General features: G+C 56.4%; 24 protein-coding genes. 9 read left to right on the top strand and 15 right to left on the bottom strand.

What is annotated here, in order from left to right:
- Positions 1 to 92 precede the first annotated feature (92 nt).
- Positions 93 to 1,610: a choline-sulfatase gene (gene betC, locus J0X15_RS01060; protein ID WP_206937496.1), complete on the bottom strand. Its 1,518-nt coding sequence runs from the start codon at positions 1,608 to 1,610 to the stop codon at positions 93 to 95.
- 125 nt (positions 1,611 to 1,735) lie between these two features.
- On the bottom strand, positions 1,736 to 2,056 hold the full coding sequence (locus J0X15_RS01055) for a SelT/SelW/SelH family protein (RefSeq protein ID WP_206937494.1): 321 nt from the start codon (positions 2,054 to 2,056) through the stop codon (positions 1,736 to 1,738).
- A 106-nt stretch (positions 2,057 to 2,162) separates the two neighbouring features.
- Here J0X15_RS01055 and J0X15_RS01050 point away from each other — a divergent pair, with 106 nt between their 5' ends.
- Positions 2,163 to 2,990, top strand: a complete 828-nt coding sequence (locus tag J0X15_RS01050) for a phosphotransferase (protein WP_206937492.1) — start codon at positions 2,163 to 2,165, stop codon at positions 2,988 to 2,990.
- A 7-nt stretch (positions 2,991 to 2,997) separates the two neighbouring features.
- Here J0X15_RS01050 and J0X15_RS01045 read toward each other — a convergent pair whose 3' ends face one another.
- The 5 genes from J0X15_RS01045 to J0X15_RS01030 all read right to left on the bottom strand — a co-directional run bounded on the left by J0X15_RS01045 (position 2,998) and on the right by J0X15_RS01030 (position 6,096).
- The gene (locus tag J0X15_RS01045) at positions 2,998 to 4,014 is read right to left on the bottom strand and encodes a heparan-alpha-glucosaminide N-acetyltransferase (protein WP_206937491.1); all 1,017 of its coding nucleotides are present in this window, start codon (positions 4,012 to 4,014) and stop codon (positions 2,998 to 3,000) included.
- A 39-nt stretch (positions 4,015 to 4,053) separates the two neighbouring features.
- On the bottom strand, positions 4,054 to 4,179 hold the full coding sequence (locus tag J0X15_RS20240) for a hypothetical protein (RefSeq protein ID WP_269439371.1): 126 nt from the start codon (positions 4,177 to 4,179) through the stop codon (positions 4,054 to 4,056).
- A gap of 214 nt (positions 4,180 to 4,393) precedes the next feature.
- The gene (locus J0X15_RS01040) at positions 4,394 to 4,816 is read right to left on the bottom strand and encodes a DUF3775 domain-containing protein (RefSeq protein ID WP_206937488.1); all 423 of its coding nucleotides are present in this window, start codon (positions 4,814 to 4,816) and stop codon (positions 4,394 to 4,396) included.
- Positions 4,817 to 5,344: 528 nt separating this feature from the next.
- Entirely contained in the window at positions 5,345 to 5,773 is a 429-nt protein-coding gene (locus J0X15_RS01035; protein WP_206937486.1) for a hypothetical protein, read from the bottom strand.
- Positions 5,773 to 6,096, bottom strand: a complete 324-nt coding sequence (locus tag J0X15_RS01030) for a hypothetical protein (protein ID WP_206937483.1) — start codon at positions 6,094 to 6,096, stop codon at positions 5,773 to 5,775. Before J0X15_RS01030 ends, J0X15_RS01035 begins: the two co-directional genes overlap by 1 nt.
- A 383-nt stretch (positions 6,097 to 6,479) precedes the next feature.
- Between J0X15_RS01030 and J0X15_RS01025 the strand changes: the two genes are divergently transcribed.
- From J0X15_RS01025 to J0X15_RS01015, 3 genes are all read left to right on the top strand, one after another.
- Positions 6,480 to 7,601, top strand: coding sequence for a PAS domain-containing protein (locus J0X15_RS01025; RefSeq protein ID WP_206937480.1), 1,122 nt, complete (start codon positions 6,480 to 6,482; stop codon positions 7,599 to 7,601).
- Positions 7,602 to 7,776: 175 nt separating this feature from the next.
- Complete coding sequence (locus J0X15_RS01020) at positions 7,777 to 8,976, top strand: pyridoxal phosphate-dependent aminotransferase (protein WP_206937477.1); 1,200 nt, start codon at positions 7,777 to 7,779, stop codon at positions 8,974 to 8,976.
- Positions 8,977 to 9,207: 231 nt separating this feature from the next.
- Positions 9,208 to 9,708 carry a DUF992 domain-containing protein gene (locus J0X15_RS01015; protein WP_231710233.1) on the top strand — a complete coding sequence of 167 codons (501 nt, stop codon included), beginning with the start codon at positions 9,208 to 9,210 and terminating at the stop codon, positions 9,706 to 9,708.
- Positions 9,709 to 9,862: 154 nt separating this feature from the next.
- Here the strand turns inward: J0X15_RS01015 and J0X15_RS01010 are convergent, their stop codons facing one another.
- Entirely contained in the window at positions 9,863 to 10,159 is a 297-nt protein-coding gene (locus tag J0X15_RS01010) for a hypothetical protein (RefSeq protein ID WP_206937475.1), read from the bottom strand.
- Between the two features lie 216 nt (positions 10,160 to 10,375).
- On the opposite strand from J0X15_RS01010, the gene msrP reads away from it, so the two are divergent.
- Positions 10,376 to 11,356 carry a protein-methionine-sulfoxide reductase catalytic subunit MsrP gene (msrP, locus tag J0X15_RS01005; protein ID WP_206937472.1) on the top strand — a complete coding sequence of 327 codons (981 nt, stop codon included), beginning with the start codon at positions 10,376 to 10,378 and terminating at the stop codon, positions 11,354 to 11,356.
- Positions 11,357 to 12,278: 922 nt separating this feature from the next.
- On the opposite strand, the gene J0X15_RS01000 is transcribed toward msrP, so the two are convergent.
- From J0X15_RS01000 to J0X15_RS00990, 3 genes are all read right to left on the bottom strand, one after another.
- The gene (locus J0X15_RS01000; RefSeq protein ID WP_206937468.1) at positions 12,279 to 13,178 is read right to left on the bottom strand and encodes a LysR family transcriptional regulator; all 900 of its coding nucleotides are present in this window, start codon (positions 13,176 to 13,178) and stop codon (positions 12,279 to 12,281) included.
- Positions 13,179 to 13,255: 77 nt separating this feature from the next.
- On the bottom strand, positions 13,256 to 14,221 hold the full coding sequence (trxB, locus tag J0X15_RS00995; RefSeq protein WP_206937465.1) for a thioredoxin-disulfide reductase: 966 nt from the start codon (positions 14,219 to 14,221) through the stop codon (positions 13,256 to 13,258).
- A 77-nt stretch (positions 14,222 to 14,298) separates the two neighbouring features.
- Positions 14,299 to 15,282, bottom strand: a complete 984-nt coding sequence (locus tag J0X15_RS00990; RefSeq protein ID WP_331461858.1) for a mitochondrial fission ELM1 family protein — start codon at positions 15,280 to 15,282, stop codon at positions 14,299 to 14,301.
- Between the two features lie 312 nt (positions 15,283 to 15,594).
- Between J0X15_RS00990 and J0X15_RS00985 the strand changes: the two genes are divergently transcribed.
- The gene (locus J0X15_RS00985; RefSeq protein WP_206937459.1) at positions 15,595 to 16,065 is read left to right on the top strand and encodes an Lrp/AsnC family transcriptional regulator; all 471 of its coding nucleotides are present in this window, start codon (positions 15,595 to 15,597) and stop codon (positions 16,063 to 16,065) included.
- 82 nt (positions 16,066 to 16,147) lie between these two features.
- Here the strand turns inward: J0X15_RS00985 and J0X15_RS00980 are convergent, their stop codons facing one another.
- Positions 16,148 to 17,815: a sensor histidine kinase gene (locus J0X15_RS00980; protein WP_206937457.1), complete on the bottom strand. Its 1,668-nt coding sequence runs from the start codon at positions 17,813 to 17,815 to the stop codon at positions 16,148 to 16,150.
- Between the two features lie 228 nt (positions 17,816 to 18,043).
- On the opposite strand from J0X15_RS00980, the gene J0X15_RS00975 reads away from it, so the two are divergent.
- Entirely contained in the window at positions 18,044 to 18,406 is a 363-nt protein-coding gene (locus tag J0X15_RS00975) for a response regulator (RefSeq protein WP_206937454.1), read from the top strand.
- Between the two features lie 114 nt (positions 18,407 to 18,520).
- Here the strand turns inward: J0X15_RS00975 and greA are convergent, their stop codons facing one another.
- The 3 genes from greA to J0X15_RS00960 all read right to left on the bottom strand — a co-directional run bounded on the left by greA (position 18,521) and on the right by J0X15_RS00960 (position 22,963).
- The gene (gene greA / locus J0X15_RS00970) at positions 18,521 to 18,994 is read right to left on the bottom strand and encodes a transcription elongation factor GreA (RefSeq protein WP_206937451.1); all 474 of its coding nucleotides are present in this window, start codon (positions 18,992 to 18,994) and stop codon (positions 18,521 to 18,523) included.
- 112 nt (positions 18,995 to 19,106) lie between these two features.
- On the bottom strand, positions 19,107 to 22,469 hold the full coding sequence (carB, locus tag J0X15_RS00965; protein ID WP_206937450.1) for a carbamoyl-phosphate synthase large subunit: 3,363 nt from the start codon (positions 22,467 to 22,469) through the stop codon (positions 19,107 to 19,109).
- Positions 22,470 to 22,696: 227 nt separating this feature from the next.
- A complete protein-coding gene (locus tag J0X15_RS00960; protein ID WP_231710232.1) occupies positions 22,697 to 22,963 on the bottom strand; it encodes a helix-turn-helix domain-containing protein in 267 nt (88 codons plus the stop codon).
- Positions 22,964 to 23,277: 314 nt separating this feature from the next.
- Between J0X15_RS00960 and J0X15_RS00955 the strand changes: the two genes are divergently transcribed.
- Together J0X15_RS00955 and J0X15_RS00950 are read left to right on the top strand one after the other, a co-directional pair.
- Positions 23,278 to 24,360: a helix-turn-helix transcriptional regulator gene (locus tag J0X15_RS00955; protein ID WP_206937438.1), complete on the top strand. Its 1,083-nt coding sequence runs from the start codon at positions 23,278 to 23,280 to the stop codon at positions 24,358 to 24,360.
- Positions 24,361 to 24,939: 579 nt separating this feature from the next.
- Positions 24,940 to 25,383, top strand: a complete 444-nt coding sequence (locus J0X15_RS00950) for a MerR family transcriptional regulator (RefSeq protein ID WP_209014983.1) — start codon at positions 24,940 to 24,942, stop codon at positions 25,381 to 25,383.
- The last annotated feature ends 47 nt before the right edge of the window (positions 25,384 to 25,430 follow it).

Raw genomic sequence — 25,430 nt, 5'->3', positions numbered from 1 at the left:
GGGACTTCCGCATTCCGGGCACATGTAAGCTTGGCAGCAGACAATTTGCTTCATGGCTTGGCTTTGGGGCTGAAAGACAGTGTGCCCTAAGATTAATCGCCGCGAGGATACCTCTGGCGGTGTTCCACGTCGTTCAGGTCCATGTGATTGCGCATGTAGCGTTCGGAAGCTTTTTGAAGCGGCTGGTAGTCCCAGGGGAAATAGGCGCCGTTGCGTAGTGCTTCATAAACCACCCAACGGCGCGCCTGGCTCTGACGAACGTCGGCGTCGTAGGCTTTCATATCCCATGTGTGTTCCACATCCGCAGCCATACGGGTGGCGACCTCAAGATGAGCCGGGTCTCCGATCAGATTGTTGAGTTCTTGCGGGTCCTGATCAAGGTTGAAAAGCAATGGTGGATCAAGGTCGCAATGGATGTATTTGAAAGGCCCGTGGCGCAGACCGACCAAAGGCGCGTAGGACGCCTCGGCAGCATACTCCATCCGTACCGGTGTCTCGCGGACGGTGCCATTGGCCAGAGGAACCAAGCTTTCACCGTCCGTCCAGGGCATGATTTCGCTCATGTCGATGCCAGCAAGCTCGGCCAATGTCGGTAGAACGTCGAGGGTGCTGACCGGAGCTTCCACCAAACCTGCCGGCATTTGCGGCGCGGCAATCATCAGAGGCACCCGGGACGATCCTTCGAAGAAGCTCATCTTGAACCAGAGACCGCGCTCGCCGAGCATGTCGCCGTGATCGGAAACCAGCAAGATCGAGGTGTTCTCGTCGAGGTCCATGGCTGTGAGAGCATCAAGGATTTCCCCGATCTTGTCGTCGAGATAAGAGATGTTGGCGAAATAGGCCTGGCGTGACTTGCGGATGTTTTCTTCGGTGATGTCGAAGCTGCGCCAGTCGTTGGCATCAAAGATCCGCTTGGAATGTGGGTCGTGGGCCTCATAGTCCATCGCCGGGATTTCCGGTAGCAGGTGCTCGCAGTCCTTATAGAGATCCCAATACTTCTTGCGCGCGACATATGGATCATGCGGATGGGTGAAGCTGACAGTCAGGCAGAACGGACGCTCGTCCTTGCCTCGGCCATAGTCGTGGATCTTGCGAATGGCCTGAAACGCGACATCATCGTCATACTCCATCTGATTGGAAATCTCGGCGACCCCGGAACCGGTGACAGACCCCATGTTGTGATACCACCAGTCGATACGTTCGCCGGGCTTGCGGTAGTCTGGGGTCCAGCCGAAGTCGGCCGGATAGATGTCGGTGGTGAGACGTTCTTCGAACCCATGCATCTGGTCAGGACCGACAAAATGCATCTTGCCCGACAGACACGTTGTGTATCCGGCTCTGCGCAGATGGTGCGCATAGGTCGGTATGTCTGATGCAAATTCAGCAGCATTGTCATAGACACGGGTGCGGTGTGGCAGCTGGCCCGACATGTAGCTGGCGCGGCCTGGTGCACAGAGGGGCGAAGCTGTGTAGGCATTGCGAAAGCGAGTGGATCGCTCAGCCAGGCGCTTGAGGTTTGGTGCATGGAGAAACTCAGCGGGGCCATCCGGAAAGAATGTGCCGTTCAGCTGATCGACCATGAGAATGAGGATGTTCCTGGGCTGGTGCATGAAAGCTCCGTGCGGGTGGAAAGGCGTCTCCACGCAGTACAGCATTATTGATCAACCGATCAATGAAAATGCTTAGATCTCAAGGAGTGACATCTCGACTTCCTGTTTGGGCAGGATGGGTGAGCTCAGGTTGCGCCGCCGGCTGGGTCTCCCTTGGTCTTGTGTCCATCCGAATGGCCGAGGTCCTTCTCCGGCCAGACAAGGTCACGCAGGCGCTGCTTCAACACTTTGGCTTCCGGAAATCCGCCGTCGATCGTGCGATCCCAGACCGGTGTTCCGTCACAGGTGATGGTGAAAACACCCCCGGTGCCGGGGATCAGCGTCACGGCTCCGATCTCCTCTGAGAAAGTGGACAACGCTTCTTGTGCCATCCAGGCGGAACGGAGCAGCCATCCGCATTGGCGACAGTAGGTGATAATGATATGGGGCCCGGCAAGCTTGTCCATGTGGGTTCTCCTCGAGGGGAATATAGAAAGGTGAATGTGATTGGCATATTTTGACGCTCCTGTCAGTGCAGACGCCGACGACCTTCTCGTTTTTTGCAGGAAAGTCGTGTCTGATGACATGCCGTTGCGCCAACATCTTGGGCCGCTTCTAAGTGCTCAGCGCTTGGCAGGACTGACAAATCTGGTGTTTTGGATTTCTTCGGAGAATGGGGAGTTTGTGCTGCGGCTTCCTCGGCAGGAAGCGGCCGGAATAATCGACAGACACGCTGAATGCGCCAATCTGCAGGCGGCTGCAGACCTGGGTGTCACGCCGCGTCCGTTGTATTGTGACCCTACAACAGGACGCTTGCTGCTGCCTGCCATCCAGACGCAAGGAGATGCTACAGCCGAAGCGTTGGGGGGATTGCTCGCAGCGCTTCATGCCAGTTCGGTGAGCTTTGCCTTTGAGCGGGATCTTTTTTCCTATTTGAGAGAGCGTGCAGCAGCCTTGTCGGGAGCGGAGGAGTTGCAGGCTTTGAGTGCCCCTTTGTGTGGGCAGGTCGAGGCGCTGTTGGCTGAACTGGACACATGCCCGCTGGTGCCGTCTCACTTCGATCCGTCACCCGGCAACGTGCTGGTCAGTGGAGATGACCTCTACCTTATCGATTTTGAATATGCGGCCATGGCGCCGGCTGGCTGGGATCTCGCCTATGCCGTGCTGGAACATGAGATGTCGCGGCAGGAGGAGATGCAGTTTCTTCAAGCCTACGCGGTGCGGGCGCCGTTGCCGCCGATTGAGGAGGTCGAGCGTTACAAGGTGGTTTGCGACACTGTTTCCATGCTCTGGGCGCTGGGGCAGCACAAGGCGGGGAGCGATGCAGATGATTTTCTGGCATTCGCGGAAGCGCGGAGGGATCGTGCGCAAAGCCGACTGAAGCAATTGCCGGTATCCTGAATGGTGTCTATTCAGGCAGAGGCGTGAGAGCAGGCGGATGTTGACGCAGGCACATCTCGTAGGCGTCGTTCAGGGCGCCGCGCAAGGCCGGGTCATTGGGTGTTTGGACAAGCGGTTGCCAGCGACCGGCGTCAGCCAGATCGGTCTGAGTGCAGCGACAGGCAGCCTCGCAGGTTTTCGCGTCGCCATAAAGATCGGCGCAATTGGCCGTGCAGCTGCCGATGAAGCTCTCGACCGATCTGTCCGGAGCTCCAAATGTTGCAGCAATCAGCCAAACCGCCCCGTAAAGCATTGGCTGGTGGACGAGATAGATGATCAGGGATTTTTGACCCAAGAAGATCAGCAGGCGGCCTGCGATGCCTTGAAGTTTTATGTCGGCAAGCCTGATCCACAGATCTGTGGCGCGCAGCAGTCTGGTCAAGCCAATGCCGAGTAGGATCAGCCCCAGCCAGGGGCTCAAAGGTACGTAGTCGACAGCGCCATGATCCGGTGTGCCCAGACCTGTCCAAAGCCAGAGATCCCCGTCGAGCTGTGGCGTGTCGATGAGAAGTGGCAGAAGCCCGGCAAGCGCAGCAGCAACCAGGGTAACGAACGCGGGCAATCTGGTGAAGACAACGGCCAGAAGGCTGCCTGCGGCCAAGCAATGCAGGATCCCGAATCGTACGAAATTCTGATCGAAGGTGAACCAGGTGATGGCCGAGACGGCGCTTGCAGCCACGACAAGAACGACTTCGCGTTTCCAAAAGCTGTGCCAGCGAATACCGCCGTCATTGGCCAGCGACAGGGAAACGCCAGAGAGGAACAGAAACGATCCGGCGATTGAAGCGGCAAACGCGCGCCAGCTGGCATCGCTGGAGACCTGCCAATTGACATAAGCAAACCAGGAGAGATCCCACGACAGGTGATAGACGATCATCGCCAGGATTGCGAAGCCGCGAAGACCATCAAAAATCGCCAGCCTGCCGGAGCGGTTGTCCGCACCGTGAGGGGGGGGCAATGCCTTGCCATCGCTAACATGCGTCATCAGCGTGGGCCCTTGGAGATAGGCGCGCTGTGAGGTGTCCTAACCGTTGAAGGCGGACACGAGAATACTGAGAAACCCAATGCATCCGATGATCGCAATGACCATCGGCCAGGGAGAGGCGCGTCGTGCGGAGAGAACGTCATGTCTTGCCGGATCCTGAAGCATGGATAGCACCGCTCCTTCAATCTTCCGTCTTTCGATTACACGGCGGATCCAGGCGAAGCCTGATCAATGTCCGTGCGGGATGACAGGCCGATCCTGAAGGACAGTGCCCAGATGCGACCATTAAGGGAAGAGTGGATTGAAGGGCTGGGCGGTGAAAGATGGTAAATGGAAAGTTAAGTAGTTTTCCAGAGATTAAAGACCCGTTGCCGCAGGACTAGAGATCAAGGCTGTCCAACCCGGCTTCGAGGTGGTCGGCAAGTAGGGGCATGCCAAGAAGGTAATCGGCCGTCTTGTGTTTGCGATTGGCCTGACGGTGTTCCTGCGCATCCAGAACTGCTTGCGCGAAGTCTTCGGCTTCGTAATCGCCACGCCCGACCCAGACAATTGCGATGAGCTCTGAAGCTTCATCAACGTTGAGGTCCCCGATCAGCTCGCGCGCTTCCGCGTCCGACATGTCATCGTTTTCTTCTTCTGCCAGCCCTTCGTGATGATGCGCTCCTGTCAGAGTTTCTGCATCGAATTCGACTTCACCTTCATGGCCGTCTTCATAGCTGTCATCGATGCTCGATGCGGCCATACGGATCTTCTCGATCATGAAGCGGATGGAATCCGCAGACAGGGTGAGGGTGATGTCCATCGTCTGCTCCCGAGTGGGTTTCAAGGTTCTGCCCTGCTGAAATGATTGGGTTAGAAGTCGGTTCCCAATCATAATGCTTTCGAATTCTTGGGTTTTTACGGCTGCATTTACAAAAGTCGACCAAGGCCTACACTATAGCTCATGAAAAGGGGTTCGGCACGCTGGTCTTATGTCACCCTGAGGGGTGCTTCTCTTGTCGCCGCTGCATTGCTGATGGCGGAATCGCCTGCTGTTGCCGGGCCTGACTGCACGTGCCGCGGAACTGATGGGCAGCGCTACGGGCTGGGTCAGGTGATCTGTCTGCGGATCAACGGTCAGGATTTCATGGCCCGTTGCGAGATGAATCTGAACATCACCACATGGACACGACTGCAGGACGGTTGCCCCACCGCACGTTTTGGTGGGGCCGTGTCTCAAGGTGGCCGGGCGAATAGGGGGGCTGCAGGTTGGGGAAAGTCCACCCAGCGCGTTTTTCTTCGCTGAGCGCTTGAAAGATGCAAGACACTGTGTGGATTTTCCGCGAGGCGTTTAGCCGTTGAGATGCGCTGTTATCGCAGCCGGGGTCAGTTGATCGGGTGACGAGGAGAGTCGGCTCATTTCTGGCTCGGTGCCCCAAGCTGCTGCCAACGTAAGACCCAGAGCCATCAGCAGACCTAGTGCGATCGCTGCCACGAGCTTGCGGGCGTCGGCGATTTCAGCGGTTGCCTGTCTGGAACGTGCGGGCTTGTGCTTGCCGCTTTCTGATTTTGGCATCCATCGCTCGGCGCTGGATGTCAGGTCAACGTCCTGGGAATTGAGGACAGACGGGAAGGTGGCTGCTGCTGTCATGTTGCTTAAAGCATCTTCTGATGGTTGTTCAGGCGCCTCCTCTGGGAAATCGGTTTCCCGGAGTGGAAGCGGAGTGTCCCAGGCGTGATCCTCGAAGGATGTTGCTCTGGCAGCGGTTCGCGGGCTCATTACAGGGCTCCGGCCCGGCTTTCTTCGGGTAGTGGGGCCGGCCGGCTGCGGGCAATCTCGGCACTTTTGGCTTCGGCCTGGCTCAGGTCGTGGAAGACCTTTGAAGCGAGGACAAATGTTGTGATGCACATCAGCGCGAAAACGGCAGCCAGTGAGAGAAGAAGCGGTGTCTCCATGTTACTGACCGAGATCGTGAGAGGAGCAAGCGCGAGAAGCGCGCAACATGTGGCGCTGGCCAGAATGATCTCGAACCGACGCGCGCCGGATGTGGGCGAGCGCCGGAGGGATGTGTCAGTGTGGCTGACGTGTAAATTCTCTTTCATGGTGGCTCCCTTTCTGATCGCCTCTCCAGTTCCTGCCGCCCCTTGGGTCGGTCGGGGAACGGGGACTTGAAAGTCGCATCGAACAGATAGGAAATTGAGCGAGGAGTTGGCCTGCTGAGAGACCGCTTTCAGGCAGGACCTGTGTCATTTTGTGGTCGCAATGTGGCGGTCTTCATCTTGGTTTTTAAAAGGTAAATGCTGGCTTTTTGGCAATTCACCTTTCGGCAAAACGGCTTGCACGACAGGAGGGCTGCATCTGCGGTGGAAATTTTCCAAATTGGGACAAAAGAGAGCGTGGCATTCATAACTTTTTTGCTTTTCCAGCAGACAGTTGTACATCGGAAAATGATCTGGTGATCGCCCAATCGGAATAGTGGAAAGCCATGCAATTGGTGCCTAACAGTCTGCCGCAGACCGAGGCTGACGAAGAAGAAGCGGCTGAAGTCGCCGTGCCGCAATCAAAACGGCCTCATGGCCTGACGCTGGCTGGTCTTCAATTCTTTATCGCAGACATCAACCGGAAGTCGCTGATTTGGCATGAGATCGGATCTCAGAGCTTTGACAGCGAAGTACGCGATCTGCAGGAAGCGCCTTTGTCTGAGGCGCTGGGATTGCTGACTCCGGAAGACAAACGAACCATCTTGCGTTTGGTGCAAGGGGCTATCCGTGAGGGCAGTGCCGGACCATTCGACGTTGGCGGCGGGGCGGATCATCGCATCCCCGGCATTCCCTTGATGGCCTATCGCTATCAGGTTGCGGACGGACGGGTGTTGGCCATCTGCTTTCCATCGATCGGTGAGAGTGATGGAAATCCGGGACATATCGCACTTGGGTTGGCACCAATCCTTCAGCACTTCGTGGCCAGTACCAACAGGATTGTCTGTCTGGTCGATAATTTCGGGTATGTCCGCTATGCCAGCGAAGGCTTTATCCGGGCTTTCGGGGTTGGTGATGCCAAGTTGATCCTGGGGCGCAACATCGCTCACGTGCAGAAGCGGGTAGGGCGAACCATCGTTTCGCTGTGCCTGGCGTCTCTGACCCGCCGTGCAAGTGCGACGGGGAGAGGCAAGTTTCTGCTCCCGGCTGGCGACACGCTTGAGCTTTCCTACAACGCCATGCATTTCCGGATCGGTGGCAGTTTCGGTGGCGTGCTGTTTTCGGCCGGTCAAGTCGGCGGAGACATGGACTTTGCCAAGGTCTTTAATGTTGCAAGCGCCCCTATGTTGGTGATCAACACCCAGACCCGGATGATCATTGCGGCCAATCAATCTGCAATGAAGGCCTACCATCTGAGCCAGGAGGTGATGGACGGCAAGCCGATCACCGAAACCCTGCTGCATCCCAAAAGCTATGCGACGTTGTTGCAGACGGCGCAGCAGAACTCGGATGTGCCGCAGTCGGTGGTGGTCAATGCGCTTAACGGTCAGTCCAAGAAGAAGCGCCTCAAGGCGGTTCTTCTAGACGATGACAAGGTGCCGAAACTGATGCTTGAGGCGCGCTCCTGACGGTTCGACAGACGAAAAGCCAAACTTCAGGTTTCTTTTGATGAAAACGAGACGTCGCGGCGGTAGGCCTCGGCGTCCTCTTTTTGCCGGTTCACCATCTGTTGCCCTTGCAAGCCCCGTCCCGTGGGACTACGGTCCGCGCGCTTGGAATTTCCCGTCTCCCATGGAGGATAAAATGGGCTTTATCGCCGACGCGCTGGCGCGCGTGAAACCTTCCGCGACCATCGCAGTCACCAACAAGGCCCGCGAGCTGAAGTCTGCTGGGCGTGATGTCATCGGCCTGGGGGCTGGTGAGCCGGATTTCGATACGCCGGACAACATCAAGACCGCCGCGATTGCAGCGATCAACGACGGCAAGACCAAATACACTGCAGTGGACGGGATCCCGGAACTGAAGGACGCAATCTGCGCCAAGTTCAGCCGCGAAAACGGTCTCACTTATCAGCCGAACCAGATCAGTGTGGGCACTGGCGGCAAACAGGTGATCTACAACGCTCTGGTGGCGACCATCAATCCGGGCGATGAAGTCATCATTCCGACCCCGTATTGGGTGTCCTACCCGGACATGGTGCTGCTGGCGGGTGGTGAGCCGGTGATTGTCGAGGCCGATCAAAAGACCTTCAAGATTACGCCGGCATCGTTGGAAGCTGCGATCACGCCGCGGACCAAGTGGCTGGTGTTCAACTCACCCTCCAACCCGTCCGGTGCTGCCTATAGCCGTGACGAACTGAAGGCGCTCTGCGAGGTTCTGCTCCGGCATCCGAATGTCTGGGTCATGACTGACGACATGTACGAGCATCTCGTCTATGACGACTTCGAATTCACCACACCGGCCCAGGTGGAGCCAAGCCTGTATGACCGCACATTGACCATCAACGGGGTCTCCAAGGCCTATTCCATGACCGGATGGCGGATCGGCTATGCGGGCGGTCCTGCGGAGCTGATCAAGGCAATGGCCAAGGTTCAGTCTCAGTCCACGTCCAACCCGAGTTCAATCTCGCAGTGGGCTGCTGTGGAAGCGCTGAATGGTCCACAGGACTTCATCGCGAAGAACAACGAGATCTTCAAAGGGCGCCGCGATCTGGTCGTCTCGATGTTGAACCAGGCCAATGGCATCTCGTGCCCTGTACCGGAAGGCGCGTTCTACGTGTTTCCGTCCTGTGCAGGCACAATTGGCAAGACCTCACCATCCGGAAAGAAAATCGAATCCGATGAGGATTTCGTCACAGAGCTCCTGGAAACCGAAGGCGTTGCCGTGGTTCACGGGTCGGCTTTCGGTCTTGGTCCGAACTTCCGTATCTCCTATGCGACTTCGACCGAAGCGCTGGAAGAGGCTTGCACACGCATCCAGCGGTTCTGCGGTAATCTGAAATAATCGCGGCCTCAGTCGCTATGGTTTTAAAGGGGCGGAGCAATCCGCCCCTTTTTGTGTGCGGATCGAGCTGAAAGCCAATCTCAAAAAAATGCGGAACTAAAAACCGGTGTTTGGGTTTTCCAACCAACGACACGGCGGATCGAACAGGTCTCGTGTCAAAGCCGAGGTCAGATCTGGTCGGATTTGATTTTGGCAATTCTAAAACCGGCCAATCAACCCGGAGATTACATCATGACCCGCTTCGCAAAGATTGCGTTGACCCTTACGGCTGGCTCGGCCATGGCTGCAGCCTCCGCTCTCACCGTTCCGGCGATGGCTGCCGACAGCGCTCCAGGCGTTCAGGTTGGCAAACTGACCTGTGACGTTAAAGGCGAAAGCAATTTCGTTATCGGTTCCAGCGCCACGCTGGGCTGCAGCTATCAGCCGGTCAACGGTCCGGTCGAATACTACACCGGCACCGTGAATGAGTTCGGCATCGACATTGGCACGACAAACTCAGCGACCCTTGTCTGGGGCGTCCTTGCTCCGTCCGCTGATATGGAAACGGGTGCTCTGGCCGGCAAGTACGGCGGCGTGACCGCAGGCGCAAGCATCGGTGCGGGCCTGAAGGCCAATGCGCTGATCGGCGGCTTTGACAAGTCTATCGCTCTGAACCCGCTAAGTATCGAGACTCAGACGGGTGTGAACCTCACAGCCGGTATCAGTCAGCTGTCGCTGACGCCGGTAAGCTAAAACGATCCGGCTCCCAGGCAGGTTGGTTTGGTCGTGTGCCGGTCGAGCCACCCTGTTGGGACTTCCTATACGACCGAAACTCGGAACAGTGTTCCGGGTTTCCCGTCCAACTTGGCCGGTCCTTATGGACCGGCTTTTTTTGTTACGAACTGAGCTATCTTTGAGGTGAGCAAGACGCGCCTTGGTGCGTGTCGCAGGTGGTGGCGTCGGACTGGATTTTCTGTTGCCGCTGGAGCCGCTCGTTTTGATTCTCAAGCTGACGGGTCTTGAGACTATCGATCTGCCGTTGCTTGTTTGCATCCAGCTGTTTGCGTGGGTCTGGCAGCAGAGTGCGTGGGTCCGAGGTCATGCCCCACAGCTCGCGCGCCTTTGAGGTGTTCTGGGCCTGACCACTCTCCAGCCCCAGTGACAGACCGGCAATGATCGCAGCGACCCCTAGGATTAGCGCCATTAGGACCTTTGCTTGGTGCGAGGGGCGCATATTCAAGCTCCATTTATCTCAACTCGGCAGAAGGTACTTGTAAAATGGGGCGCGGATAAGAGAGATTTGTGTCCGCATGTGGCTGACACCAAATGCTGGGGCACTCTGGACGTTGATCACCAGCGCGTTATTTGCAGTTGAAATCACTTTGCTTTTTCCTGTGCCCTGAACAAGGAGCTCTATCCGATGAATGTGATCCAAAAGCCGTCGTGGCAAATTCCTGAAAGCGAAGCGACCCCGGAACATGTCTTCCACAACCGCCGTTCGTTCATGAAGGGCGCCGCGGCAGGGCTGTTGGGAGTGGGGGCCTTCGGAGCAGGCATTGGCTTTACACCAAGGCGTGGGCTGGCCGCGGAAGACCCGAGCGCAGGACTGTATCCGGTGCCACGTAATGAGGGCTTTACCCTGGACCGTGAGATCACGCCGGAAGGCATTACGTCCCAGTACAATAATTTTTATGAGTTCGGGACGCACAAGGAAATCTACCGCGCTGCGCAGGCGCTGGAGACGCGCCCCTGGACGGTTACCATTGATGGTTTGGCGGACAATCCAATGACGCTGGACATGGATGATCTGTTGAAAAAGATGCCGCTGGAAGAGCGGCTGTATCGTCATCGCTGCGTCGAGGCCTGGTCGATGGCTGTGCCATGGTCCGGCTTTCCGCTGGCGGAATTGGTGAAAATGGCGTCCCCGAAGGCGAGTGCGAAGTATCTGCGCTTTGAAACCTTCATGGACCCGGAGATGGCGCCGGGGCAAACCCAGGGCTGGTATCCGTGGCCCTATGTGGAAGGTCTGACACTGGCAGAGGCGACCAATGAGTTGGCCTTCATGGCCACTGGGATCTACGGCAAGCCATTGCAAAAGCAGTATGGCGCGCCGCTGCGGCTTGCTCTGCCTTGGAAGTACGGCTTCAAGTCCATCAAGTCGATCGTCAGGCTCTCCTTTGTCGAGGAGCAGCCTGTGGGCATGTGGGAGGCTATTCAGGCGTCCGAATATGGCTTCTGGGCCAATGTGAACCCAGGCGTTCCGCATCCGCGCTGGAGCCAGGCCTCTGAACGTCTGTTGGGTACCAGCGAGCGTCGCGACACGCTGATGTTCAATGGCTACGCAGAACAGGTGACGGCGCTTTATCCTGAATGGAAGACGGACATGAGCCTGTACCGTTGAGGTGGAAGCGCAGCAAATCTGTCTGGTGATTTAAGAGCTAAAAAGAAAGGCCGGCTCCTGGGGGAACCGGCCTTCTTGAGCGAGTGCAGGGAGGGGGGCGTACCTGCCTCGCATCGGGGGATGTGCACGTCTTGCCGTGCTCCCATGATCTGGGTGTTTCACCCGCTCACTTCCAGTGGTCTCAAGATTAAATATCGGCAAGGTTTAGCGTCATGCTTCCCGGGAAGGAGGTGTTGTGCGATGGGCTATGTCCGCAGGGGAGGTGGGTGCATGGTGCGCATGAGGTCGTGTGCAGGAATGTCCGAACCTGCCCGCGCGGCGATTGCCGCGTCGTCTGTTGGTTCGGTCATGGTGCTTGCGAGCCAGAGGTGTATTTGCAAAAAAAAAGCCGGACCCGAGGGTCCGGCAGTTTGAATTGATTCTCTGCCGAAGCAGAGGAATCACCTTCCAGAGGGGAACAGCTGGTAAGGCAACACTGGGAGGAGGTGTGTTGCCTGTGAACCAACAGTGATGCCTATATGCGGTGCACAAGCTGTGCAAACAAGAGGCACCCACGCAATCCTGCTATGCAAAAAGTTAATAGCTCGTTGGGAGGTATGCGAAATGGCCGATTTGTAACGGTTATGTGATGTAGCCGTATCAGTAATTTCAACAATTTGTGCCGATTTCAGTGTCTGAATTGCCTATTTGTGCAAAGCAAAATGCTTACGAAATGGGCGTGTTTAAATTAACGCCTTACGGTCTTTTCAGGTCGAATCCGGGTGTGGGCAATCGAAAGTCGTCAAGTTTCAAGGCTTCAAAGAGCGAATCGTCTTTGTCAGATGACTTGATGTTCCGCGACCGGTACAAGCCCGCAGGTGCGCGCCCAGCGCAAGTCTTGAGGTGGAAAGCATTGAACGGTGGGCTTTGTCAAAGCGCGGGGTCAGTAGGACCAGTTTTCAGCAGCGCTGACGAGGAAATCGCGAAAGGCGGTAATCCGGGCCGTGTTTTTCAGCTCTGAGGGATAGACGAAGTAGGTATCGAAGGATGGGACCTTTTCTTTCACATTGGTCAGAACCTGCACCAGCTGACTGTCCTTCTCGATGATATAATCGGGAAGAATAGCGACGCCGACGCCTTCCTGAACGGCGCGCCTGATGGCCACCAGGTTGTTGACCTTCAGGGCCGAGCGGCGCGGATCGAGAGCCGGACGCCCGGCCTTTTCCAGCCAGTTCATTTCTCTCAGATAGGCGGGGGCCTGCTCGCCAAAGGTGACGACGCGGTGGTTCTTGTCCAGGTCCTCCATGTCGGAGGGCGTTCCGAAGGCCTTGAGATAGCTCGGAGAGGCAAAGACGTGAAAGTGCACGGTGAAGAGCTTGCGCTGGATCAGGTCAGGCTGTGTCGGTTGACGCAGGCGAATTGCCACGTCGGCTTCCCGCATGCCCAAGTCGAGTTCGTCATCGTCGAAGATTAATTGCAACTCGACATCGGGGAAGAGATCGACGAAATCCTTGATCCGCGAAGTCAGCCAGGTTGACCCTAGGCCGACTGTCGTTGTGACACGCAAAATCCCCGAGGGCTTTTCCTTGCTGTCAGTCAGGCGGCCCTGAACGGCCTCAAGCTTCATCAGGACATCGCGCGCGGTGCGATACAGAAGTTCGCCTTGCTCGGTCAGTAGCAGCCCACGCGCATGCCTGTAGAACAGCGGAACGCCGAGGTCCATCTCCAGGGAGCTGACCTGGCGGGACACGGCGGACTGGCTCATGTTCAGCGTATCACCAGCATGGGTGAAGCTGCCGGCTTGCGCTGCGGCATGGAAAATTCGCAGTTTGTCCCAGTCCATCGTGAGGTCCCTGTCAGTCGGGCGTTAATCGGGCGCGTACTGTTGCGAATGTGACCGCGCCCGAGGGGTATCTTACCTTATTCAGCCGCAGTCTGGCTCTCAAGGTCATGTTCGGCCAGATATTTCTCGGCCTCCAACGCGGCCATGCATCCCATGCCCGCTGCTGTGACGGCCTGACGGTAGATGTCGTCGGTGACATCGCCGGCAGCAAACACGCCTGGAATGTTGGTCCGGGTGGAATCCGGCGCTGTTTCCAGATAGCCATTTGACTTCAGGGTGAGCTGATCGCGGAACAGGTCTACGGAGGGCGCGTGGCCGATGGCGATGAAGACGCCGTCGGTTTTCAGCTCGCTCAATTCGCCGGTCTTGGTGTTCTTCAAGCGCACGCCTGTCACCCCTTTCGGCATGCCGCCGCCGAGGATCTCGTCGAGAGCGTTATCCCAGACAACCTCGATGTTGGGGTGCTTGAACAAGCGGTCCTGCAGAATGCGCTCTGCCCGAAGACTGTCTCGACGGTGAACAAGGGTCACCTTTGAGGCGAGGTTGGCTAAATACAGGGCTTCTTCAACGGCCGTATTGCCACCGCCGACGACGACAACATCACGCTTCCGGTAGAAAAAACCGTCGCAAGTTGCGCAGGCTGAAACGCCGGCGCCCATGAACTCTTCTTCTGAAGGCAATCCGAGCCAGCGCGCCTGTGCGCCGGTGCAGATGATGACAGAATCGGCGGTGAAGATGGTGCCGCTGTCACTTTGGAATGTGAAAGGGCGCTTCGACAGGTCCGCCTTGGTGATGGTGTCATAGACAATGTTGGTGCCGACGTTTTCCGCCTGCTTCTGCATCTGCTCCATCAGCCATGGGCCCTGGATTGGGTCAGCAAAGCCCGGGTAGTTTTCGACGTCCGTGGTGATGGTCAGCTGACCGCCGGGCTGGATGCCGGCCACGAGTGTCGGCTTGAGCATGGCGCGAGCTGCATAAACAGCAGCAGTGTAGCCGGCCGGGCCGGACCCGATAATAAGGAGCCTGGAGTGTTCGGTCGTCATGCGTTCAAGCCTTTTTGTCGTCAGTCCGCGCGCTTGCGCAAACGGTCAAGGGAGCTGCCAGCGGGCCTGCTGAGGGATCAGCGCTTGCCGGGCATGGCGGTTCTTATGGCCGCTGCGATCAGCGGTGTTGAATCCATTGGGTCGTAGGTAGTGGTTTTAATGGGCCCCGGAAAGGGGTGTATAACGCCTAAATCACGTAAAGTCCCCAGAAACCGGTCGATTTTCGGATGGCCGCCGGTGGGGTGAAACACATGAATTGGTTTCCCCGTGGCGGCGGCCTCGCCAATCATATTGGTGCTGTCCGCCGTGGCGACGATGGCATCGGCATTGGCCAGATAGTGGGGCAGGGGGTTGGTGCCAGTTCCGTCCCAGAACAGATGACCGTTTTCATGGGCAAACTGTACCAGTGCTGTGTGCAGCGCCGGCGGTGTGCGCCGTGATGTGGTGATCATCAGTCCGGTGCTTTCCAAGGCTCCTAGTCGTGTCAGGGCCTCGAGCAGCGCCCTTTGAACCTCCAGCGGGAATTGGTGATGTCGGCTGTCTCCACCGACCAGAACTGCGACACGAGGAGCTTTCAGTGCCGCGATTTCCGGAGGAGCGGAGGTCCGCAAGGTCTTCAGATTTTCGGCGGTGAACCTGTGCGGTGCTGTGGGTGTGACAAGCACATTGAGCCCGCGCAGCGGATCATGCGCCGGAACCCAGATCAGGTCTGCGGTTTTCGTGCCAATGCGTGGATCCTTGAGGCAGACCGTGAATGTGTGTTCACGGCTGGCCTGCTTGATCACCTTCAAATATCTTACAGCACGTCGACCAGAGGCGATCGCAACATCCGGCCAGGGTGGCTGAAACGGGCTGTTGACGCTGCCTGGACGTTCGCGCGGATCAATCGGTCCGAACGGCAACCACCAGGAAAATGGCGGGCGGGGAGACACGTGCTTCAGCGCATAGTCGGAATGAAGTGCCTGGGCGACGCCGATGCACTGGCCCTCGTCACCGGCTTTTCCATCGGTCACGACCCAGCAGGTTAGCGAACGGCGGCTGGAGGTACTTGCTTCCGTCACGCGCGACCCCACGCTGCAGCTGAAGTGAGGGCGGGGGTGGCCCATCCGTTTCCGGCCGGGGGTGTCTGGGCATCGGTCAGACGAAAAAGCATGCGATCTTTCCATTTCGTGCGCAATTTTGTTAGACTCTTGCACAAAGACGCAAAAAACCATAACTGATCTTTGTCAATCGGTCTTCAGTTCCTTGTCGGAGTTAAATCCTGAGCGCCGTTTGTCTTCTTTGTGCGTGAGATGTCCTCACGCCCTAGCAGACGGGAATTACTGCCTCGTGTGACGAACCCGTCGCCGAGGAACTCAAGAGGAGTACCATCCGTGAAAGCACGGCTCGATACCATCGACTGGCATATCTTGAAAGAGTTGCAACAGGATGGGCGCATGACAAACGTCGAGCTGGCGCGCCGGGTCGGTATCTCGGCCCCTCCATGCCTGCGCCGTGTTCGCGCGCTGGAAGAGGCAGGCCTTATTCGGGGATATCGCACGCTGCTTGACGAGAAAGAGCTGGGCTACGATGTCACGGCTTTTGCCATGGTTGGGTTGCACTCACAGACGGAGGCTGATCTGCAGGCGTTTGAAGGTCAGGTCAACAGTTGGCCGATCGTACGTGAGAGCTACATGCTTTCAGGGGAAGTGGACTTTTTGCTGAAGTGCGTGGCTCCCGACCTGCAGACTTTTCAGAACTTCATCATTCGTGAGCTGACTGCGACCGCCAATGTCGATAGCGTTCGTACCGCCTTGACGATCCGCCGGACGAAGGACGAAGCCCTCGTTCCGATCAAGGACTAGTTTGGTTTTCGGTGTCACGGGACACCGGGCTGAAGCTGAATGCCCTTTGCTGTGTGTTTCGCATGGGGCCTGTCATCGCCTTCTAGACCTCATTGATCTCGACGAAAAAGACGGTTGTTTGACCGCCGCGACGCTCATAGCCGATCTTGCCGTCCATAGCTTCGATAAGGGCTTTGGAAATGCTAAGGCCAAGGCCGGAGCCAGTGGACTTGCGTGTGTTTCCCGTGTCACCTTGTTCAAATTTCTTGAACAAGCGCGGCTCCAGATCTTCGGAAATTCCGGGTCCGGTGTCTTTGACTTCGATCCGGAGTAGGCCCTCACCAGAGCGACTAGACGTAATGCGAACCTTGCTGCCATCGGAGGACGCCTTGATGGCGTTCGATAACAGGTTCGAAAGTACCTGCTCCAGGCGAAGAGGGTCGATATGCCCCTTGGCCTTTGGCACATCGTCAGCGAACTCGAGCGTAATGCCTTTTTCCGGCTTGTAGCTTCGCAGGGACTCGATGGCCATATCGATGACTGGTGACAGTCTGGTCGCTACCATCGAGATTTTCAGTTTCCCGGAATCGATGCGCTCATGATCCAGGATATCTTCGATCATTTTCAACAGACGTTCGGAATTGTTGGAAGCAATGCCGACGAGCTGCTGGGCTGGCGGGGGCAGGCTATCCCGGAAGTTGTATTGAAGCAGCTCAAGTGCTCCGGTAATTGCCGTCAAGGGCGTTCTGAGCTCGTGGCTCATTGTCGACAGGAACTCGGTTTTGGCCCTGCCGGCGCGCTCCGCTTCTATGCTGAGACGCTTGAGGCGGGCCTGCAGGCGACGTTGTTCCGTGACGGCAGACGCACTGTGAAGGGCGAACAGCACGCAGGTTGCGATAAACGCCTGCAGCACATAGATGCGTTCCGGCAGGCTGCCGTCAACCAGATTGACTGGCCCGGTTCCCTTGATGGAGAAAGCGATCGCAACAGCGGCGACTGTCAGACTGGAGATCGCAGCGCCCAGTATACCTGAATAAAATGACGCGATGAGCAGGGGGGGGAATGCCAGGAACAGAAGCGGCAACCCTTGCTGGCTGAAGATCGCGATGGAGACAGCCAGATTGAAGGTCTGCAGGCCCCAGAATACTGGTTGTTTGATCGAGAGAAATTCCTCGTCCGACGTGTTTGCCGGAAATTGCGCAATCAGGAAGGGGGTAAAAACCAGAAGCCCCAAAGCATCGGCGCAATACCAGATCTTGAGGACGTCAGGTATCGAGGCACCAACCGCGAAGTGCAGGAAAACGGAGGCGGCCATGGCCGAGATGGCAGGGGCCAGGATTCCGGCGCTTCCGACAAATATGAGTGTTTCTAGAGTTTTGCCGATATCTAGAGCTGGTTTGATACGCCATATGACCGCGGCTGCGACCAAAATCTCCAGCGTGTTCATCAAGGACAGGCCTATGCCGATCAAGAGGGTATCTCCCGACAGCAGGTTGGCGGCAAGATTTCCGACATATGCGGCGAGGAAATAGTTCCGCCAGTCTTTGAGCGGTGCTTGCAGAATAACGCCGAGCAAAAGGGCGTTCGGAAACCAGATCATGGCAATGCGACCGCTTTCGCGGGTCAGCAGAATGCCTGACATTGCAAGAAGACAGAACCCTCCGCCGACGAGCAGCAATCGACCCCAGAGGGGTAACCGGAAGAGCGGCGACAGAAGGGTTAGATGGTCGCCGTTTGCGATGGTAATTGTCGGCTTCCGTTGACTTTGCACGCTCTGCGCCCCTGTTCGCTTGCCATTCAAAGCGCAAGCTATACCTGCTCTTCTTGCTATCTAAACCGCAGATTTGTTTCTAAGGGGTAAAATAACTTTAAATATAACTCAGGGGCAACAACGTTTTTTTGTAAGTAATTGCGCTAAGTTGCATTGCGCTTGGTTTGATGTTTTTGTTTCTAGTAGTCAGGGGGGGGTAGCTAATATTTAGGGTCAAGGTGTAAGTTTATGGCTATTAAAGCGCTGCATGTCGACGACGATGAGGATATCGGTTTTTTGGTCCAGATGGGCTTGGAGATGTCTGGGGACTATGAAGTGCGCTGGGTCGATAGTGGCAAAGAAGCGCTGGATGTGGTCGAGGAGTGGGTTCCCAACCTCATCATTCTCGATGTCATGATGCCCGAGATGGACGGCCCGACAACGCTGAAGATGCTGAGGAAAAAGGCCAGAATGGCTGATGTTCCGGTTGTTTTCCTGACAGCCAAGGGCGAGCGGGAGTTTGACTACCTTCGCTCTATCGGCGCCCAGGGCGCGATTAACAAGCCTTTCAACCCGACAGCTCTTGCTGAGCAGTTGAAGGCTTACATCTAGCCAATCGTGTCCCTTGTATGCATAAAAGCGCCGCTATAGAGCGGCGCTTTTGCGTTTTTCAGACATTTGGCTTGGCTGATTAGAATGATTTCTTCGAACGAGAAGATTCAAAAATCAGGTGAACTGAACGTCTTCGATTTCGTAGGAGCGTGCACCGCCTGGTGCCGAGACTTCCACGCTATCGCCGATGGACTTGCCGATGAGGGCACGGGCAATCGGGGAAGAGATAGAGATCCGGTTCTGCTTCACGTCGGATTCCACGTCACCAACGATCGTGTACTTCTTCGCTTCTTCCGTGTCCTCATCAATGAGGGTCACGGTGGCGCCGAACTTCACAACATCACCGGAGAGCTTGCTCACGTCGATGATCTCGGCGCGCGAGAGCTTGTCTTCCAGCTCAACGATGCGGCCTTCGTTGTGGCTCTGCGCTTCCTTGGCTGCGTGGTATTCAGCGTTTTCCGACAGGTCGCCATGGGCACGCGCTTCGGAGATAGCTTCCACGATGCGCGGGCGCTCTGCAGATGTGCGTTCCTTCAGCTCAGTCTGAAGATTTGCATATCCGGCAGCGGTCATCGGAATTTTTTCCATTGGTCACAGACCTTCAGTTCCTTGGGTCCTGCTTTTCAAAAGGACCGCTCAACAAAAAACAACCCAGCCGGGAAAGACGCACTTTCCTGACCGGAGTTGGATGATAATAACCTTAGCCGAAGTAAGATTGCAAAGGCCTCACTTCAAGGGACCCGGCTTTATAGGCGACAATTCCCTTGGCGGCGGCTACCGACCCGGCAAGCGTCGTATAATACGGAACTTTTTGCAAGAGGGCGGCACGTCGCATGGAGCGGCTATCGGCCAATGCCTGAGCACCTTCCGTCGTGTTCAGAACCAGGGAGACCTGGCCGTTCTTGATGGCATCCACGATGTGCGGACGGCCTTCCAGAACCTTGTTGATCTTGGCGCAGTCAATGCCCTGTTCCTTCAGGAACTTCTGGGTTCCGCTGGTGGCAATGATCATGAAGCCTGCATCTTCGAGCGAGCGGACAGCTTCGACCACGCCTTCCTTGTCCTGATCTCGCATCGAGACGAAGACGGTGCCGGATTCCGGCACACCTGTGCCGCAAGCAATCTGCGACTTGGCGAAGGCGGTGGAGAACTTGCTGTCCAGGCCCATGACTTCGCCGGTAGAGCGCATTTCTGGGCCGAGGATCGTGTCGACACCCGGGAACCGCGCGAAGGGGAAAACGGCTTCCTTGACGGCGATGTGGTTCAGCTTTGGCTCCGTCAAACCGAAGGATGCCAGGCTCTCGCCGGCCATGATGCGGCTGGCAATCTTTGCAACTGGCTGGCCGATGGTCTTGGCAACAAAAGGCACTGTCCGCGAGGCGCGCGGGTTGACTTCCAGCACGTAGATCTCACCATCCTTGATGGCGTATTGCACGTTCATCAGACCGCCGACTTCCAGCGAAAGAGCGAGGATCTCGGTCTGACGCTTCAGTTCTGCAATCATCTCCGCCGACAGTGAGAAGGGCGGCAAGGAACAGGCGCTGTCACCGGAGTGAATGCCGGCTTCCTCGATGTGCTCCATAATGCCGCAGATGAAGACGTCCTTGCCGTCGCACAGGGCATCCACGTCGATTTCCGTGGCTCCCTCAAGGTAACGGTCGAAGAGCAGCGGGTTGGTACCGAGCAGAGTATTGATCTGGCCGGTCTTGTCGTTCGGGTACTTGGCCCGAATGTCACCCGGTACCAGCTCTGGCAGCGTGCCGAGCAGGTAGGAGTTCAGGGCTTCCTCGTCGCGGATGATCTGCATGGCACGGCCACCCAGAACATATGAGGGGCGTACCACAAGTGGCAAACCGAGTTGGCCGGCGATCAGACGACCTTGTTCAACCGAATAAGCGATTCCGTTTTCAGGTTGCTTCAGGCCCTTGCGGACCAGGAGTTTTTGGAACCGGTCGCGGTCTTCTGCCAGATCGATCATGTCCGGTGATGTGCCGAGGATCGGAACGCCGGCATCCATCAGAGCCTGGGCCAGCTTGAGCGGCGTCTGTCCACCGAACTGAACGATGACGCCGTGCAGGGTGCCGTTCTGTTGTTCCTTGCGCAGGACTTCCAGCACGTCTTCGCTCGTTAGTGGTTCAAAGTACAGACGGTCGGACGTGTCATAGTCGGTGGAGACGGTCTCCGGGTTGCAGTTGACCATGATGGTCTCATAGCCGGCCTCTTCCAGAGCGAAGGCGGCATGACAGCAGCAGTAATCGAATTCGATGCCCTGACCGATGCGGTTCGGGCCACCACCGAGAATGACAACCTTCTTCTTGTCGGTCGGCTCGGATTCACAGCTGAGGACGCCCATGAATGGCGTCTCATAAGTCGAGTACATATAGGCCGTCGGCGATGCGAATTCGGCAGCGCAGGTATCAATGCGCTTGTAAACCGGGTGCACATCCATGTCCGCCCGCAGCTTGGCTACCTTGCTTTCGTCCGTATCTGCCAGTGAAGCCAGGCGAACATCGGAGAAGCCCATGGATTTCAGCTCGCGCAGGGCGGTCTGATTTGTCGGCAGGCCGTGCTGGCGAACCTTTTCTTCCATCTCGACGATATGCGCCATGGCTTCCAGGAACCATGGGTTGATTGCGCTGGCCTCGTGAATTTCTTCCAGACTCATGCCAAGGCGCATGGCTTGCGCCACGTTGAGCAGACGGGTGGGGGTCGGGGTCGCGATAGCCGCGCGGATCGCGTTGGAATCGTCGCCTTGGCCGAGTCCCGGAATTTCGACTTCATCGAGGCCGGACAGGCCAGTTTCGAGACCGCGCAGGGCCTTCTGCAGGCTCTCAGAAAAGTTTCGACCGATGGCCATGACTTCGCCGACAGACTTCATGGCCGTGGTTAGCGTCGGTTCGGATCCCGGGAACTTTTCGAAAGCAAAGCGTGGGATCTTGGTGACGACATAATCGATGGATGGCTCGAAGGATGCCGGAGTGGCGCCGCCGGTGATGTCGTTTTCCAGCTCGTCCAAGGTGTAACCGACCGCGAGCTTGGCGGCGATTTTGGCGATCGGGAAGCCTGTGGCCTTGGAAGCAAGCGCAGATGATCGCGAGACGCGTGGGTTCATTTCGATGACGACGAGTCGTCCGTCGTCCGGGTTCACTGCGAACTGGACGTTGGAACCACCGGTCTCGACACCGATTTCACGCAGAACCGCGATCGAGGCGTCGCGCATCATCTGGTATTCTTTGTCGGTCAGGGTGAGCGCTGGTGCGACGGTGATCGAGTCGCCGGTGTGAACGCCCATCGGGTCGACGTTTTCGATGGAGCAGATGATGATGCAGTTGTCCGCTTTGTCGCGGACCACTTCCATCTCATATTCCTTCCAGCCGAGTAGACTTTCATCGATGAGCACCTGACCGACAGGGGAGGCCTCGATGCCGGAGCGTACGATGGTCTCGAACTCTTCCCGGTTATAAGCCACGCCACCACCGGTGCCGCCGAGTGTAAACGCGGGGCGAATAATTGCTGGCAATCCGATGTCGTCAATGGCCTTCAGCGCTTCCATAATGCCGGTGGCGCGATCGTAACCGGTGATCTTGCCCTGCTCATTCCGGATGGCCGGCGAAGAGGCGATGGTCGCTCGTGGGTTTTCCAATCCGATGGCATCCATCGCGGCGCGGAACTTTTCGCGATCCTCTGCCTTTTCGATGACATCAGCGCGGGCACCGATCATCTCGACGCCGAACTCTTCCAGTACGCCCATTTCTTCCAAATCGAGGGCGCAGTTCAAAGCCGTCTGGCCGCCCATCGTCGGGAGCAGCGCGTCAGGGCGCTCCTTTTCGATGATCTTGGCGACGATTTCCGGCGTGATCGGTTCGATGTAGGTGGCATCGGCCAAGTCCGGATCAGTCATGATCGTCGCGGGGTTCGAATTCACCAGAATGATGCGGTAGCCTTCCTCGCGCAGAGCCTTGCAGGCCTGGGTCCCGGAATAGTCAAACTCGCAGGCCTGACCAATAACGATAGGTCCGGCGCCGATGATGAGAATGGAGGAGATGTCTGTGCGTTTGGGCATAGAGGCTCGCAGCGGCCGGCACCTTACAGGAGCCCCCTGTAGGGATCGGCGCAGTTCTTGGATGAGTGACACTGTTGGCTGAGCGCGTCTTATATGCAAAGAAGTCCCGGGAAGGAACCCCAAGGAGGCGGATATTTTGTCTAGAACTCGGGTTGCTGGCAAAAAGTCCGCTTAAAGGGCGCCGCTTCGCTCAAAAACGCTGTTTCAAGGCCCGCTTTTCAGAGGCCTTACCCCGAGAAGTTTAGCGGGAGAGGCTGCTTTCCATCGAAATCTCCGATTCCCTCACTCAAGGCGAAACATGCCAGGCGAACTGGTTTGGGGATTTCCACCGGGCGACCATCTCGTCGGCCTTTTTCATAATACTGGATCATCCGTTTTTTCAGTCCCAGAAGATCGGCTGCATCTTTTTGCTTCAATCCAAGTGATTTACGCCAGGTTCGAAATTGTTCCGGTGTCATGACAGTGTCGGCAATTGAAGGCATGGCATCTTTCATCGGACGTGGTGTTTTGGCTCATTTCGTCGGCTCTGTATTTGAGGTCAAGCTCCTGCGGTGTGCAAGTAGGCGTCGCAACGGGAGGGCGAGTGCAGGCTACGTCAGGCCGATGGGGAAAAAAGATTGCCAAGGACATTATTAGAATTATCATTGTCATAAATCCCGATGAAGACCCGCTCTGCTAACCATAGGAAATGATTTGGTTAGCACATCGTAAATTGTGGTTTTCTTTTCGAGTTTTCAGGACTAAAAGTTCAAGTGGTTGCGGTTAGGGATTGGCTTAACGCGCTGTCTTATAAAGCGAAATAACGAAAATGCTGCAAGGGCTTCAAGAGCTTTCCCGCATAGAGAGCACAGCAGGTTGTGGCGGCGGCTCCGCCGGGGCTCGAATCCACGGCGGCGTTCTGTTGGCTCTTGATGCGTATGTCAGGCCGTTGGGATTTGATCTGAACGATCTCGTCAATGAGTTGGGTTTGAGCTTTGGAGCTCCCTCCCAGTGGCAGCAGCAATTCATTTCCCTGATTGATTTCTCTCAACTTCTCGATTTCATCTCGCGACGCCTGCATGACCCTTATGTGGGTTTGCACTGGTGCACGCGCAGTCCGGTTTTTCGTGGTCGGTTGATTGGGCTGGCGGCTCGATATGCGCAGACACCGCTCGATTCCCTTCAGCTGATCGCGCATTTCATGTCGGCAGCTCTCGATCTCAAGCAGTGTGAGGTGCAGGTGGAGGGGCGGGAGGTCTCGTTCGTCTGGTCCTTTTCTCCGCTTGTGGTTCGTCCGGAGCATCTGAGCGATTGCGTGGCAACGGAGATCGCTAACTGTTTTCGCAGTGAAGGTGCGCGTTCGGGCTTTGGGCCGCTGAGAGTTGAAGTGTGTCGTGCGAGGCCGGAACCGCGTGGCTACTATGCGAATGTCCTGGGGGCTCCAGTGCAGTTTGGCACTCGTGGCAATCGTGTGGTCTTTGATTTGGAGGTGGTCTCGCGTCCACGCGCCGGTGCGGATGCGTTGCTGTTCGATGCTCTGACAGAGCTTGTGGTTCGTCGGCTTGCTGACATGCAGCAGCACAAGGATTTCGTCACGCAGGTATGTGATGTGATCCTGGCGCAGATCGAGAATGTGGATCTGAACCTGGAATGGGTGGCCCGGGAAATCGGAATGAGCCCACGTGTCTTGCAGCGCAGACTTGCGGAGAACGGGGCGACGTTCCAGGGGCTCTACGATCGCATGCGTCGAGAGTTGGCAAGTGAGCTGTTGCGCAATACAGAGGTGCCGATCTCTGAAATTTCATATCGTGTTGGCTTCTCTGCGGTCGGGAACTTTACGCGCGCAGCCAAACGGTGGTTTGGACAGTCTCCGAAGCGGTGGCGGCAGGCTCAGGCGCCAGTTACGCACTGAGGTCAGTTGACACAGCATGCTGGCGGCTTAGATTGTATTCAATTTTTATGAATAAAGCTGGGTTTGGCGACAATCTAACCCTATAAATCCTGAGTATTCTCCTCGTGATATTTATCCGGAGGTGCTGATTTCCTTCAGGTTTGTTTTGTGATTTCCTCTTTATTACTTAGTATAATTTAATAGAATGACCTTCAATAATATTGATAATTAATATTTCTGTATGTTTCTCTTGTATTATCCGTCGCGTTAGGTTGGCAAAGGATTATATAAATATTACTTTTTAGCAAAGTTGGGTTGCGCGAATATTGCAATTTAGCCGCGTTTTTAGCTCTCTACGAACGAAATGCACAAAAAATGGCGTGGATTGAGAACCACAAGGTAGTAAGGTAGTGGCATAATAAACTTTACGTGATGGCTGAATGTTTCGGTCAAACTTCCGCTGATGAAAACGTGGCGGGAGTGTGATTGAGGCGATGTTCCCGGTGGGAGCTCGTCAATGGGGAGGTGGGCCCTTGTTGATGAGCGGGAGATGCTCAGATCGTCGCGTCACCAAAACGAAAAAACTCGGGCAATAAAAATATGAACTCTATAGCAACCAACATGGTGGTGGTGCCTGATATTGCAGGCCCTGTCATCGATCGGCCGGAAGAGGGACAGGTTCTGTCCATCTCTGAAATGTCGGACCTCTTTGACGTGACGCTGCGGGCGTTACGCTTCTATGAGGAGAAGGGGCTTCTGACCCCTATTCGTCGTGGCGCACGTCGCTTCTACGGGGCGACTGAAGTATCGCGTATGCGGATCATTCTGCAGGCAAAAAAGATCGGGTTGACGCTGGTTGAAATCCGCAAGGTGATCAGCCTGGTAGAAGGTGAAAAGCCGCGTCAGTCTCAGTTCGAAGAATTGAAAACGATCTGCGAAACTCAGCAAAGTTTGCTGCATGAACAGAAGGTTCTGCTCGATGAGCAGGTGTCGGAAGTTGATGAGCTTCTGGTCTCTCTGGACCGGTTGGTTCACGCTGGCTGATCGGCTGTTTGGGGGGGGGCGCTTTCCAGGCCAGCTTCGGTCGGGGG

It is taken from the genome of Roseibium limicola, from assembly GCF_017313085.1.
In the GTDB taxonomy this organism is placed as follows: domain Bacteria; phylum Pseudomonadota; class Alphaproteobacteria; order Rhizobiales; family Stappiaceae; genus Roseibium; species Roseibium limicola.
The sequence above is the reverse complement of the archived record's forward strand: the minus strand, read 5'-3'. Positions and strand labels throughout refer to the sequence as shown.

Coding starts and splice junctions, on each gene's coding strand:
- betC (WP_206937496.1), bottom strand. CDS start 1,610: ATGCACCAGCCCAGGAACATCCTCATTCTCATGGTCGATCAGCTGAAC.
- J0X15_RS01055 (WP_206937494.1), bottom strand. CDS start 2,056: ATGGACAAGCTTGCCGGGCCCCATATCATTATCACCTACTGTCGCCAA.
- J0X15_RS01045 (WP_206937491.1), bottom strand. CDS start 4,014: ATGACGCATGTTAGCGATGGCAAGGCATTGCCCCCCCCTCACGGTGCG.
- J0X15_RS20240 (WP_269439371.1), bottom strand. CDS start 4,179: ATGCTTCAGGATCCGGCAAGACATGACGTTCTCTCCGCACGACGCGCC.
- J0X15_RS01040 (WP_206937488.1), bottom strand. CDS start 4,816: ATGGACATCACCCTCACCCTGTCTGCGGATTCCATCCGCTTCATGATC.
- J0X15_RS01035 (WP_206937486.1), bottom strand. CDS start 5,773: ATGAGCCCGCGAACCGCTGCCAGAGCAACATCCTTCGAGGATCACGCC.
- J0X15_RS01030 (WP_206937483.1), bottom strand. CDS start 6,096: ATGAAAGAGAATTTACACGTCAGCCACACTGACACATCCCTCCGGCGC.
- J0X15_RS01025 (WP_206937480.1), top strand. CDS start 6,480: ATGCAATTGGTGCCTAACAGTCTGCCGCAGACCGAGGCTGACGAAGAA.
- J0X15_RS01020 (WP_206937477.1), top strand. CDS start 7,777: ATGGGCTTTATCGCCGACGCGCTGGCGCGCGTGAAACCTTCCGCGACC.
- J0X15_RS01015 (WP_231710233.1), top strand. CDS start 9,208: ATGACCCGCTTCGCAAAGATTGCGTTGACCCTTACGGCTGGCTCGGCC.
- J0X15_RS01010 (WP_206937475.1), bottom strand. CDS start 10,159: ATGGCGCTAATCCTAGGGGTCGCTGCGATCATTGCCGGTCTGTCACTG.
- msrP (WP_206937472.1), top strand. CDS start 10,376: ATGAATGTGATCCAAAAGCCGTCGTGGCAAATTCCTGAAAGCGAAGCG.
- J0X15_RS01000 (WP_206937468.1), bottom strand. CDS start 13,178: ATGGACTGGGACAAACTGCGAATTTTCCATGCCGCAGCGCAAGCCGGC.
- trxB (WP_206937465.1), bottom strand. CDS start 14,221: ATGACGACCGAACACTCCAGGCTCCTTATTATCGGGTCCGGCCCGGCC.
- J0X15_RS00975 (WP_206937454.1), top strand. CDS start 18,044: ATGGCTATTAAAGCGCTGCATGTCGACGACGATGAGGATATCGGTTTT.
- greA (WP_206937451.1), bottom strand. CDS start 18,994: ATGGAAAAAATTCCGATGACCGCTGCCGGATATGCAAATCTTCAGACT.
- carB (WP_206937450.1), bottom strand. CDS start 22,469: ATGCCCAAACGCACAGACATCTCCTCCATTCTCATCATCGGCGCCGGA.
- J0X15_RS00960 (WP_231710232.1), bottom strand. CDS start 22,963: ATGAAAGATGCCATGCCTTCAATTGCCGACACTGTCATGACACCGGAA.
- J0X15_RS00955 (WP_206937438.1), top strand. CDS start 23,278: ATGCTGCAAGGGCTTCAAGAGCTTTCCCGCATAGAGAGCACAGCAGGT.
- J0X15_RS00950 (WP_209014983.1), top strand. CDS start 24,940: ATGAACTCTATAGCAACCAACATGGTGGTGGTGCCTGATATTGCAGGC.